Source organism: Devosia sp. ZW T5_3, from assembly GCF_044987315.1.
Taxonomy (GTDB): domain Bacteria; phylum Pseudomonadota; class Alphaproteobacteria; order Rhizobiales; family Devosiaceae; genus Devosia.
Map to the genome: position 1 here is coordinate 141,722 of NZ_JBJDRE010000012.1, position 12,690 is coordinate 154,411.

At 62.4% G+C, this 12,690-nt stretch carries 9 protein-coding genes; 7 read left to right on the forward strand and 2 right to left on the reverse strand.

Annotation, left to right across the window (positions count from 1 at the left end; all coding sequences use genetic code 11):
- Positions 1–91 precede the first annotated feature (91 nt).
- The 4 genes from ACI3KW_RS15985 to mce are packed head-to-tail and all read left to right on the forward strand — an operon-like array spanning position 92 to position 6,151.
- Positions 92–1,624: an acyl-CoA carboxylase subunit beta gene (locus tag ACI3KW_RS15985; RefSeq protein ID WP_404848883.1), complete on the forward strand. Its 1,533-nt coding sequence runs from the start codon at positions 92–94 to the stop codon at positions 1,622–1,624.
- A complete protein-coding gene (locus ACI3KW_RS15990; protein WP_404848884.1) occupies positions 1,624–3,639 on the forward strand; it encodes an acetyl-CoA carboxylase biotin carboxylase subunit in 2,016 nt (671 codons plus the stop codon). Before ACI3KW_RS15985 ends, ACI3KW_RS15990 begins: the two co-directional genes overlap by 1 nt.
- Positions 3,639–5,756, forward strand: a complete 2,118-nt coding sequence (gene scpA, locus ACI3KW_RS15995; protein ID WP_404848885.1) for a methylmalonyl-CoA mutase — start codon at positions 3,639–3,641, stop codon at positions 5,754–5,756. Before ACI3KW_RS15990 ends, scpA begins: the two co-directional genes overlap by 1 nt.
- Positions 5,753–6,151 carry a methylmalonyl-CoA epimerase gene (gene mce / locus ACI3KW_RS16000; protein ID WP_404848886.1) on the forward strand — a complete coding sequence of 133 codons (399 nt, stop codon included), beginning with the start codon at positions 5,753–5,755 and terminating at the stop codon, positions 6,149–6,151. The genes scpA and mce overlap by 4 nt, the downstream gene beginning before the upstream one ends.
- 4 nt (positions 6,152–6,155) lie before the next feature.
- Here mce and ACI3KW_RS16005 read toward each other — a convergent pair whose 3' ends face one another.
- Entirely contained in the window at positions 6,156–7,034 is an 879-nt protein-coding gene (locus ACI3KW_RS16005; RefSeq protein WP_404848887.1) for a LysR family transcriptional regulator, read from the reverse strand.
- A 112-nt stretch (positions 7,035–7,146) separates the two neighbouring features.
- Between ACI3KW_RS16005 and ACI3KW_RS16010 the strand changes: the two genes are divergently transcribed.
- Positions 7,147–8,643 (forward strand): CoA-acylating methylmalonate-semialdehyde dehydrogenase, encoded by a 1,497-nt coding sequence (locus ACI3KW_RS16010; protein WP_404848888.1) that lies wholly within the window; start codon positions 7,147–7,149, stop codon positions 8,641–8,643.
- Between the two features lie 355 nt (positions 8,644–8,998).
- Here the strand turns inward: ACI3KW_RS16010 and ACI3KW_RS16015 are convergent, their stop codons facing one another.
- Positions 8,999–10,672, reverse strand: a complete 1,674-nt coding sequence (locus tag ACI3KW_RS16015; RefSeq protein ID WP_404848889.1) for an electron transfer flavoprotein-ubiquinone oxidoreductase — start codon at positions 10,670–10,672, stop codon at positions 8,999–9,001.
- A 184-nt stretch (positions 10,673–10,856) separates the two neighbouring features.
- Between ACI3KW_RS16015 and ACI3KW_RS16020 the strand changes: the two genes are divergently transcribed.
- Together ACI3KW_RS16020 and ACI3KW_RS16025 are read left to right on the forward strand one after the other, a co-directional pair.
- Complete coding sequence (locus ACI3KW_RS16020; RefSeq protein WP_404848890.1) at positions 10,857–11,357, forward strand: flavin reductase family protein; 501 nt, start codon at positions 10,857–10,859, stop codon at positions 11,355–11,357.
- Positions 11,358–11,448: 91 nt separating this feature from the next.
- Positions 11,449–12,453 (forward strand): LacI family DNA-binding transcriptional regulator, encoded by a 1,005-nt coding sequence (locus ACI3KW_RS16025; protein ID WP_404848891.1) that lies wholly within the window; start codon positions 11,449–11,451, stop codon positions 12,451–12,453.
- Positions 12,454–12,690 lie beyond the last annotated feature (237 nt).

Sequence of the window (12,690 nt, forward strand, 5' to 3'; positions counted from 1 at the left end):
GAGCGGGGAAACGGGGGCCAGCGCCGAGTTTTCGCTTTCGACAGGCTGGTTTGTCGGGCTAGTCTGCTCGCCAAAGACGGGGGAACCGCCGATGCAGAAGATTATCGCCGAACTCGAGGATAAACGCGCACAGGCGCGGCTCGGCGGGGGACAGAGGCGGATCGATGCGCAGCATGGCAAGGGCAAGCTGACGGCGCGCGAGCGGCTCGATGTGCTGCTCGATGCGGGCAGTTTTGAAGAATACGACATGTTCGTCACCCATCGCGCGGTGGATTTCGGCATGGCCGAAACGATCATTCCGGGCGACGGGGTGGTGACCGGCTGGGGCACGATCGAAGGGCGGCTGGTCTATGTGTTCAGCCAGGATTTTACCGTGTTCGGTGGCTCGCTGAGCGAGACCCATGCCAAAAAGATCTGCAAGATCATGGACCTGGCGATGCAGAATGGGGCGCCGGTGATCGGGCTCAATGATTCTGGCGGGGCGCGCATTCAGGAGGGCGTGGCCTCGCTGGGTGGCTATGCCGATGTGTTCTGGCGCAATGCGCAGGCTTCGGGCGCGGTGCCGCAGATTTCGGTGATCATGGGGCCATGTGCGGGCGGGGCGGTCTATTCGCCGGCGATGACCGACTTCATCTATATGGTCAAGGACACCAGCTACATGTTCGTCACCGGGCCGGACGTGGTCAAGACGGTGACCAATGAGAGCGTGACGCAGGAGGAATTGGGCGGGGCTTCGACGCATACCAAGATTTCCTCGGTGGCGGATGCCGCGTTCGACAATGATATCGAAACGCTGCTCGAAGTGCGGCGGCTGTTTGGATTCCTGCCGCTGGCCTATGGGCAGAAGCCGCCGCGCGTCATGACCGATGATCCCATTGATCGGGGCGATATGAGCCTTGATACGATCATCCCTGATAGCGCCAACAAGCCCTATGACATGCGCGAAGTGATCGAGAAGGTTGCCGATGAGGGCGACTTTCTGGAATTGCAGAAGGAGCATGCCGGCAACATTCTGGTTGGCTTTATCCGGCTCGATGGCGAGACGGTGGGCGTGGTGGCCAATCAGCCGCTGGTGCTCGCGGGGTGCCTGGATATCAACGCCAGTAAGAAAGCGGCGCGGTTTATCCGGTTCTGCGACAGCTTTGACATTCCCATCCTGACCTTTGTCGACGTGCCCGGATTTTTGCCGGGCGTGGCGCAGGAATATGGCGGGATCATCAAGCATGGCGCCAAGCTGCTCTTCGCCTATTCGGAGGCCAGCGTGCCGCTGGTGACGGTGATCACCCGCAAAGCCTATGGCGGGGCCTATGACGTGATGGCGAGCAAGCACATCAAGGCGGATGTGAACTATGCCTGGCCGTCGGCTGAGATCGCTGTCATGGGGGCCAAGGGGGCGACGGAGATCCTCTATCGCTCCGAGCTGGGCGACAAGGACAAGATCGCCAAGCGCACAGCAGATTACGAAGCCCGCTTCGCCAATCCCTTCGTCGCAGCCGAGCGCGGCTTCATCGACGACGTGATCATGCCGCATGGCACGCGGCGGCGGGTGATCCGGGCGCTCTCGACGCTAAAGCACAAGCGCAGCGAGGGGCCGACGAAGAAGCATGGGAATATTCCGCTGTGATGATCACCAAACTCCTCATCGCCAATCGCGGTGAAATTGCCTGCCGGGTGATCAAGACCGCCAAGCGCATGGGTATCGCCACCGTCGCGATCTATTCCGATGCGGATCGGGAGGCGCTGCATGTGCGCATGGCCGACGAAGCGGTGCATATTGGGGCTTCGCCGGCCAAGGATAGCTACCTGCAGATTGAGAGGATAATTGCGGCTTGCCGAGAGACGGGCGCGGAGGCGGTGCATCCGGGTTATGGGTTTTTGAGCGAAAACCCGAAATTTGCCGGGGCGCTGGCGGCGGCGGGGATCATCTTTGTCGGGCCGCCGGTGAAGGCAATCGAGGCGATGGGGGACAAGATCACCTCCAAGAAGATCGCGGCGGAGGCTGGGGTTTCGACCGTGCCGGGGCATATGGGGCTGATCGCTGATGCGGCCGAAGCGGTGTCGATTGCCCAGCAGATTGGCTATCCGGTGATGATCAAGGCCTCGGCCGGAGGCGGTGGCAAGGGCATGCGGATTGCCTGGAACGATGCGGAGGCGCGGGAGGGATTTGAGCGGAGCAAGTCGGAGGCGGCGAGCTCGTTCGGGGATGACCGGATTTTTATCGAGAAATTCGTCACCGATCCGCGCCATATCGAAATCCAGCTGATCGGGGATAGTTTTGGCAACGTGCTCTATCTCAATGAGCGGGAATGCTCGATCCAGCGGCGCAACCAGAAGGTAATCGAGGAGGCGCCGAGCCCGTTTCTGGATGCACAGACGCGGCGGGCGATGGGCGAGCAGGCGGTGGCCCTGGCCAAGGCCGTCGGCTACCAAAGCGCGGGGACGGTGGAATTCATCGTCGATAACCAGCGCAATTTCTATTTTCTCGAAATGAATACGCGGCTGCAGGTGGAGCATCCGGTGACCGAGCTGATCACCGGGCTTGATCTGGTGGAGCTGATGCTGCGCGTGGCCAATGGCGAGGCGCTGCCGCTGAGCCAGGATGAGGTGAAGCTGAATGGCTGGGCCATTGAGAGCCGGCTTTATGCGGAGGACCCCTATCGGAATTTTCTGCCATCGACCGGGCGGCTGACGCGGTATCGGCCGCCGGTGGAAAGTAGCGATGCGGCTCTGGTGGTGCGCAACGATACCGGGGTGTTCGAGGGCGGGGAGATTTCGACCTTTTACGATCCGATGATCGCCAAGCTGTGCACCTGGGCGCCCAGCCGGATTGAAGCGATCGACGCCATGGCGACGGCGCTGGACAGTTTTGAAGTCGAGGGAGTGGGCAACAACCTGCCCTTCCTGTCGACGGTGATGGACCAGGAGCGGTTCCGCGAGGGGCGGCTGACCACGGGCTACATTGCCGAAGAATTTCCCGAGGGCTTTACCGGTGCGGTGCTGCCGCGCGGGCGGGTGTTTGAAGTCGCCGCGGTGGCGGCGATGATGCAATTGGTGTTGGAGGAACGCAAAGGGCAGGTTACCCGCACGCCGCTGGGCCATTCCACCGAGGTTTATGGCGAGTGGGTAGTGGTGATCGCGGGCGAGCAGGTACCGCTCAAGCTGCATCGGCTGGACCCCGAGGGAAGCTGGGAGCTCAACCTGTTCGATCAGGCGGCGATGGCCGAGCGGTTCGACTGGGCGCCGGGGCGTACCATCGCGCGGATCGAATGGGCGGGCGGGGCGGCCAGTGTCGTCAAGGTCAATCGGACCACGTCGGGGTTCCGGATCCGGTATTGCGGGGCGGATCTGAAGGTGATGGTGGTGCGGCCGCATGTGGCGCGGCTGTTGTCGCTGATGCCGGTCAAAGTGCCGCCGGATATGAGCAAGTTTTTGCTGTGCCCGATGCCGGGGCAGGTGGTGCGGATCGACGTAGTGGTAGGCGATGTCGTAGAGGACGGGCAGACGCTGGCCATCGTCGAGGCGATGAAGATGGAAAATGTGCTCAAGGCGCAGAAGCGGGCGCGGGTGAGCAAGGTGCATGTGGTGCCGGGGGCGGTGCTGGCGGTGGATCAGGTGATGATCGAGTTTGAGGGAGTGTAGTGGTGCCCGCTAATTTCGCCCGTTGGGCAGCACTCGCGCAAAAGGAACTCCGCGACGTCCCGCTCTCCTCGCTCGATCGCGATTATGGCGGCATCCCGGTAAAACCCGTCTATTTCGGCGAGGGTTCGGAAATCCCCGGTGTCGAGCCGTTCACGCGCGGCGTTCGGGCGACGATGTATGCCAACCGCCCATGGACCATAAGGCAATATGCCGGTTTCTCCACCGCGCGGGAGAGCAATGCGTTTTACCGGCAGGCGCTGGAGAAGGGGCAGAAGGGGCTGTCTGTCGCTTTCGATCTGGCGACGCATCGGGGCTATGACAGTGACCATCCGCGGGTGATGGGCGATGTCGGCAAGGCCGGAGTGGCGATCGACACAGTGGAGGACATGAAGCAGCTGTTTGACGGGATTCCGCTCGATCAGATGAGTGTGTCCATGACCATGAATGGGGCAGTGATCCCGGTGTTGGCCATGTTCATCGTGGCGGCGGAAGAGCAGGGGGTGAGCCAGGCCAAGCTTGAGGGGACGATCCAGAACGACATTCTCAAGGAGTTCATGGTTCGCAATACCTATATCTATCCGCCAGAGCCCTCGATGCGGATTGTGGGCGATATCATCGCGCATACGGCGCGCAGCATGCCCAAATTCAATTCGATTTCGATCTCGGGCTATCACATGCATGAGGCGGGGGCGACCGCCGTGCAGGAGCTGGCCTATACGCTGGCCGATGGCATGGAATATGTGCGGGCGGCGCAGGCGCGGGGGCTGGATATCGATGCTTTTGCCGGGCGGCTGAGCTTCTTTTTCGGCATTGGCATGAACTTCTTTTTGGAGGTGGCCAAGCTGCGGGCGGCGCGGCAGCTGTGGAGCGAGATCATGACCGGGCTGGGGGCGAAGGACCCGCGCAGCAAGATGTTGCGCACCCATTGCCAGACCTCGGGCGTGTCGCTGACCGAGCAGGACCCGCATAATAATGTGATCCGCACCACCATCGAGGCGCTGGCGGCGGTATTGGGGGGCACGCAGAGTCTGCACACCAACAGCTTTGACGAAGCCATCGCACTGCCGACCGAATTTTCGAGCCGGCTGGCGCGTAATACCCAGCTGATCCTGCAGCATGAAAGCCGGGTGACTGACGTGGTCGATCCGCTGGGCGGGTCTTATTACATCGAGGCGCTGACGGCGGAATTGGTGAATGGGGCCAAGCTTTTGATCGGGGAAGCCGAAATGGCCGGCGGGATGACGCAGGCGGTGCAGGCCGGTGGGCCCAAACTGGCCATCGAGACAGCGGCGGCCCTGCGGCAGGCGCGGGTGGATCGGGGCGAGGATGTAATTGTCGGAGTCAATCGCTATCGGCTGGACACCGAGGACGCCATCGAAGTGCGCGAGATCGATAATGCCAAGGTGCGGGCCGAGCAGATCGCGCAGCTGGAGCGGGTGCGGGCGAGCCGGGACGAGATCAAATGCCAGCAAATGCTGTCGGGCTTGCGCGAATTTGCCGCCAAGGATGAGGGCAATCTGCTGGAAGCGGCGATAGAGGCGGCGCGGGCGCGGGCGAGCTTGGGCGAGATCAGTCAGGCGATGGAGGATGTGTTCGGCCGGCACGCGGCGGTGACGCGGGTGATTTCGGGGGTCTATGGCGCGAGCTACGGCAATGATCCCGAATTTTCGGCCATTGTCGGGCGTATTGATGCGTTCAAGTCGGCGCGGGGGCGGGCGCCCTCGATCTTTATCGCCAAGATGGGGCAGGATGGGCATGATCGCGGCGCCAAGGTGATCGCCTCGGCCTTCGCCGATCTGGGCTTTGTCGTGCATATGGGCGAGCTGTTCGAGACGGCGCCGGAGGTAGCGGCGCATGCCGATGAGCTGCAGGTGGATGCGGTGGGTGTCTCATCGCTGGCGGCGGGGCACAAGACGCTGGTGCCGGAGTTGATGTCGGCGTTGCGGTATCGCGAATTGGGTGAGGTAACGGTGATCGTGGGCGGGGTCATTCCCGAGCAGGATTATGATTTCCTGTTCGATGCCGGGGTGGCGGAGATTTTCGGACCGGGGACCAACGTGCTGGCAGCCGCGTTTTCGGTGTTGAGCCAGATCGAGGGAAGGCTGAGCAACCGGTGATCGGGCGGCTCAACCATATCGCCATTGCCGTGCCGGACTTGGCGGCGGCGGCGGCGAAATATCGCGATATGCTCGGTGCGCAGGTAGGGGCGGTGCAGGCATTGCCCGAGCATGGTGTGAGTGTGGTGTTCATCGATACGAGCAACACCAAAGTGGAATTGCTGGAGCCGCTGGGGGAGGGCTCGCCGATTGCCGGGTTTCTGGAAAGGAACCCCGACGGGGGCATGCACCATATGTGCTTCGAGGTGCCCGATCTGGGCGCGGCAGTGGCGCAACTGGCGGCCGGTGGCGCTCGCGTGCTGGGCGAACCCCGGATCGGCGCCCATGGCAGGCCGGTGGTGTTTTTGCATCCCAAGGATTTTGATGGGACGCTGATTGAGTTGGAAGAGGTTTAGGACCTCAAGCGAAAATCCCCCGATCCTTCGCAACGATCTCTGCCAGAAACTCCGCCACGATACCGACTCTTCGCAATGACCGCAGGTCTTCGTGCACCACTGTCCAATAGGCGCGGGTGAGGCTGTGCTCGGGCAAGACCGGAACGAGGTTTGTATCGGCCTGAGCCATGAAGCCGTGCAGGATGCCGATGCCCGCGCCGGCGCGGACCGCTTCGGTCTGGCCCATGGCAGTGGAGACGGACAAGGTCGAGCGCCAATCGGGCAGGAAGGCGCTGGTATAGTCGAGCGAGGCTGAGAACAGTAGATCATCGACATAGCCGACGAGGTGGTGGGCGGAGAGATCAGCCAGAGCCAGCGGCGTGCCGTGGCGGCTCAGGTAGGATTTGGCGGCATAGAGGCCCAGGCGATAATCGGTGAGTTTGCGCGCGACGAGCCGCCCTTCGCGGGGGCGCTCAAGGGTGACGGCAATGTCGGCCTCGCGGCGGGAGAGGGAGAAGGCACGGGGGACCGGGACCAGTTCGACGCGCAGGCCCTGGTGCCGCTCGGTAAGCTGGCCGATGCGCGGGGCGAGGAAAGCGACGCCGAAACCGTCGGGGGCGCCAACACGAACAATACCCTCGATAGCACTATCGGCGCCGGCGGTTTGGCTGGCGGCGAGCATTGCGCTTTCCATGGCTTCTGCATGACTGAGGAAGCGTTCGCCGGCGCCGGACAGATCGGAGCCATTGGTTTTCCGAGTGAAGAGCGTGCTGCCGAGGGCGGCTTCGAGTGCAGTAAGGCGGCGGGCGACCGTGGCATGGTTGAGGCCAAGGCTGCGGGCGGCGCCGAGAATTTGGCCATGGCGGGCGACGGCGAGGAAGATGCGGACGTCGTCCCAGTTCATGGATTTTTGGCCTTCGTTGTTATCTAAATCTTGCACATCAGTTGCGAAATCTATCGTCTTGAGTTGCAAAAAATATAGCGCGAAGACTGCTCTCACAACAAGGGAGAGCCTTATGCGCATTATCGGCCATTTCATCGACGGCGTGGAAACAGCGGGCGAGAGCAAGCAATTTCAGGATGTGTTCAATCCGGCGACGGGTGATGTGCAGGCGCAGGTGGCGCTGGCCAATGCGGCTGATCTCAATGCAGCGGTAGCGTCGGCGGCAGCGGCGCAGCCCAAGTGGGCGGCGACCAATCCGCAGCGGCGGGCGCGAGTGTTTTTCAATTTCGTGGCGCTGATCAATCGCGACATGGACGAGCTCGCCACCCTGCTCAGCACCGAGCATGGCAAGACGGTGGACGACGCCAAGGGCGACATCCTGCGCGGGCTGGAAGTGGCGGAATTTGTGGCCGGAGCGCCGCATCTGCTCAAGGGTGAGTTCACCGAGGGGGCCGGGCCGGGGATCGACATGTATTCGATGCGCCAGCCGGTGGGGATCGGGGCGGGCATTACCCCGTTTAATTTCCCGGCGATGATCCCGCTCTGGATGCTGGCGCCGGCCATTGCGGCGGGCAATGCGTTTATTCTCAAGCCATCTGAGCGGGACCCATCAGTGCCGGTGCGGCTGGCGCAGCTGGCGCTGGAAGCGGGCCTGCCCAAGGGCATCCTCAATGTCGTGCATGGCGGCAAGTCGGTGGTCGATGGGATTTTGGCGCATGATGAAATTGCGGCCGTGTCCTTCGTCGGCTCGACCCCGATTGCCCGCTATGTCTATGGCATGGCGGCGGCGAACGGGAAGCGCGTGCAGGCCTTTGGCGGCGCCAAGAACCACATGATCATCATGCCCGACGCCGATATTGAAAAGGCGGCCGATGCGCTGATGGGGGCCGGTTTCGGCTCGGCGGGCGAACGCTGCATGGCCGTGTCGGTGGCGGTGCCGGTGGGCGAAGCAACGGCAGACCGGATCGTTGCGGCTCTCAAGCCGCGCATCGAAAAGCTCAAGGTTGGGCCGGCGACGGACAAGGCCAGCGAAATGGGCCCGGTGATCACCAAGGCGGCCAAGGAGCGGATTCTGGGCCTGGTGGAAAAGGGCGTGGAGCAGGGCGCGACGCTGGCCGTGGATGGCCGTGGTTTTAGCCTTCAGGGGTATGAAGACGGCTATTTCGTTGGGCCGACGCTGTTCGACAATGTCACGGCCGAGATGGATATCTACAAGGAAGAGATTTTCGGGCCGGTGCTGTCTGTGGTGCGCTGCAAGACCTATGAGGACGCGCTCAAGCTGACCATGGACAATCCCTATGGCAATGGCACGGCGATCTTCACGCAAAATGGCGATGCGGCGCGCGACTTTGCCAGCCGCGTCAATGTGGGCATGGTGGGGATCAATGTGCCGGTGCCGGTGCCGCTGGCCTATCACAGCTTTGGTGGCTGGAAGGCGAGCGCGTTTGGCGATTTGAACCAGCATGGCACGGATTCGATCAAGTTCTGGACCCGCACCAAGACCGTGACGAGCCGTTGGCCGTCGGGGATCAAGGATGGGGCGGAGTTCCAGATGCCGACGATGAAGTAAACTCGACATCGAGTGTTTGGCGGCCTCAGACCATCTCCCTAGCCCTCCCCACAAGGGGGAGGGGTGACATCGAGTTTTTGGCAGCATGTTGCCACATCCACAGGGTTCACCCTCCCCTTGATGGGGAGGGCAGGGAGGGGTGTTGGGAGCCACGGTTTTGTGGACACGCTCGGTGTCATTCCGGCGGAGGCCAGAATCCATTCTGAAGGCCATCTACGACATCGTATTTGGGGATGGTCCACAGCATGGATTCCGGCCTCCGCCGGAATGACATTGTGGGTGGGAGTCGACGGTGCCACGACCTCGTGGTTCGACAAGCTCACCATGAGGTCTACTGGGGCGGAACCCCCCTGCCCTACATATTCCCGTACATTGGACCCTCACCGCCCTGCGGGGGCACCCACGTAATATTCTGGTTGGGATCCTTGATGTCGCAGGTTTTGCAGTGGACGCAATTGGCGGCGTTGATCTGGAAGCGGGAGCCGGTGGGCTCCTCGATCCATTCATAGACGCCGGCGGGGCAATAGCGGGCCGAGGGGCCGGCATAGATATCGTGTTCAGATGATTTTTGCAGCGCGGGATCGGCGACCAGCAAATGGCTGGGCTGGTCTTCGCTGTGATTGGTGTTGGAAATGAACACCGAGGCCAGGCGATCGAAGGTCAGCACGCCATCGGGCTTGGGATAGGCGATGGGCTGGTGGGCGCTGGCGGAGTCGAGCGTGGCGGAATCGGGCTTGCCATGGCCGAGCGTGCCGAAGGGGGACCAGCCTTTGCAGAGGGTGGTCAGCCACATGTCGATACCGGCTAGCGCAATGCCGGCGATTGTGCCGAAGCGGGACCAGAGCGGCTTGACATTGCGGACGGGATTGAGGTCGCGGCCGATGGGGCCGTTGCGCCAGTTGGCTTCGTACTCGGTCAGTTCGTCGCCGGAGCGGCCGGCGGCCAGCGCGGCGAGGGCTGCGTCGGCGGCCTCGATGCCCGAGAGCACGGCATTATGGCTGCCCTTGATGCGGGGCAGATTGGTGAAGCCGGCGGCGCAGCCGAGCAGCGCTCCGCCGGGGAAGGTCAGCTTGGGCACCGATTGGTAGCCGCCTTCGGTGATGGCGCGGGCGCCATAGCTGACGCGGGTGGCGCCGGCGAAGGTTTTGGCGATAGCCGGATGGGTTTTGAAACGCTGGAATTCTTCGTAGGGCGACAGATAGGGATTGGCGTAATTGAGGTGGACGACGAGGCCCACGGCGACCTTGTTGTCCTCCAGGTGATAGAGGAAGCTGCCGCCGCCGGTGCTGTTATCGAGGGGCCAGCCGAAGCTGTGCTGGACGAGGCCCTTCTGGTGGCTTTCCGGCGCGACTTCCCAGATTTCCTTGAGGCCGAGGCCGAATTTGGGGGGCTCATGGCCCTGATCGAGCCCGAAACGGGCGATCGCCAGCTTGCTCAATGAGCCGCGGGCGCCTTCGGCCAGCAGCACATATTTACCGAGCAGGGCCATGCCGCGGGCGAAATTAGGACCGGGCGTGCCATCGGGTTCAAGGCCCATATCGCCGGTGGCGACGCCGATGACGGTGCCCTTGTCATAGAGCAATTCGGCGGCGGCGAAGCCGGGATAGATTTCGACGCCCAGCGCCATGGCCTTGTCGGCCAGCCAGCGGCAGACTTCGCCTAGCGAGACGATGAAATTGCCGTGGTTATGCATCAGCGGTGGCATGAGGCGCATCAGCCAGGCGGGGATGGCGGTGGCGCTGGTCTTGCCGAGGAAGAGGAAGCGATCCTGGGTGACCGGCGTGCGGAAGGGGTGGCCGGGTTCTTCGCGCCAGCCGGGCAGCAGGGCATCTATGCCGATGGGGTCGACGACGGCGCCCGAGATGATGTGCGCGCCGACCTCGGCGCCTTTTTCGAGCACGACGACGGCTAGATCAGGATTGTTCTGTTTGAGGCGGATGGCGGCGGCGAGGCCGGCCGGGCCGGCGCCGACGATGACGACGTCGAATGCCATGCTTTCGCGGTCATTCAGACCCCCCGTGTCAGCCATCCCAACCTGTTCCCGCAAGTGTTCTCAACGCTGCCCAATTAGCAGCAATGGGACCGCTTGGCCCGTATTTTTTGCGCCTTCTGGCGCGGCGCGGCGGCGGGAAGAAAAACTTCGTTGGGCAGGTGGGGATGGGCGGGTACCATTGACTGGTCTGCCTTTGAGTTTCCCTGCCGAGAGTTTTTCTATGTCTGATGCTGCCGCGCCCGAACGGGTCATTGATGTTCGTACATTCTGGCAGGCAGTGGGCCTGCGGGCGGTGGGCACTGCCATTGTTACCGCCGAGGCGGGGGATGGTCCGCGCGGGTTTCTGGCGCTGTCGGCAACGCATTTGTCGGCCGAGCCGCCGCTGATGATGATCTCGGTCGACAAGAAAACCTCGGCGTTGCAGACCATTCTCGATGCCGGGCATTTTGCCATCAATTATCTGGCGAGTGGGCAGGCGGACCTTGCCGGACCGTTTGGCGGCAAGGGTGAGCTCAAGGGCGCCGATCGGTTTCAATTGGGGCACTGGGGCAGGCTCGCGACAGGGGCGCCAGCGCTGGAAGGGGCGGCGGGGGTGATCGATTGCCGGGTGGAGGAAGTGATCGAGCGGTTTGGCACGGCGATCATTCTGGGCCGGGTGGTGGACTTCAGTGCAACGCCGGATGTGACGCCGCTAGTGTCCTACAAAGGCGGAACTCTGTGACTCTAGCGGCCTAAATTGCCGTCAGGGCTTGCATTGCTCAAAAAACGCAAATATTGCGTAGATAGGCAATCCTGCTCATCGGAATCGCGAAGTGGCCCTGCAGCGGCGCGCAAACCAGTCAGACATAGCCGAGCGCCTTGGTGTTTCGGTGAGCACGGTATCGCGCGCGCTGGCCAATGAAATCGGCATTAGCGACGCAGTGCGGCGCGATGTGCAGCGCATGGCGCGGGCGCTGGGCTACAAGAGTAAGCATACCAATGGCCAAGCCGCCGGCGATAAGCGCGCGGTGGCACTGGTGCCGCTGGGGAGCGCGACGAGCGGGCTATCGGGGTTCTATTTCGGGATTCTCGAAGGCATGCGGGCGCAGGCCGCCGAAATGGGCATGGTGCTCGATGTGCGGCTGGTCAATGAAGCGGTGGTGACGCTCGATCTGATCAAGAAACAGATGGCCCAGACCGATGCAGAAGGCGTGTTGCTGGCGGGGATCGACGCCTGGGATGGGCTGGTGCAATGGGCCGATGAGACCGATAGTTCGGTGGTGCTGGTCAATGGTGCGGACCCCAAAATGCAGGTCAGTGGCGCGGCTCCGGCCAATTTCTACGGCGCCTTCATGGCGACGCAGCGGCTAATCGATGCCGGGCATAGGCGCATCTTGCATTATGGGCAAAAGAGCCGGCCGACATTGCTACAGCGGCAGCGCGGCTTTCAGGCAGCGATTGCGGCAAATCCGGGTGTGACCGGGACGGTCGTTTATGGCGCGGAGTGCCGGACCGAGCAGCTTTTGGCCGATGTGCTGGCCGGTGTGCATGACGTGACGGCTGTGTTCAGTTGGAACGATATTGCGGCGGTGGAGATGCTCGAAGGGCTCTACGCTGCCGATAGCCCGCTGGTCGAGGGGTTCTCGATCATCGGGTTTGACGACCTGCCGATTGCCGGCATGGCGACGCCGCGGCTGAGCACGATACGGGTGGATCGCGAGGCGATTGGGCGCTCGGCCGTGCGGCTGCTGGTGCAGCATATGGATGGCGAGCGGGCCGTGCTGCAGGTGGAAACCGGCGTTAGCATGGTGGCTGGCGAGACTGTGTTCTCGATCTAAATCAGCGTTCTGACTTCAAAATTCATCATCAGCTTTTGGGTGCCCGGTACGGGTTTTCCACACTGGCACCGGGCCATCCCTTTGGGTTTTCGACGAAAAATGAACAAATTTGCGTAATTTGCGCTATTTGCGCAAAGTGCTTGATTTTGCAAATCTTGTGAAATAGCGTGGCCCTCGTTGAACTGGACGGCAAAAGAGCGCGTTGAGCGGCGGATGTCCGGGTTGAGTATGCAGGAG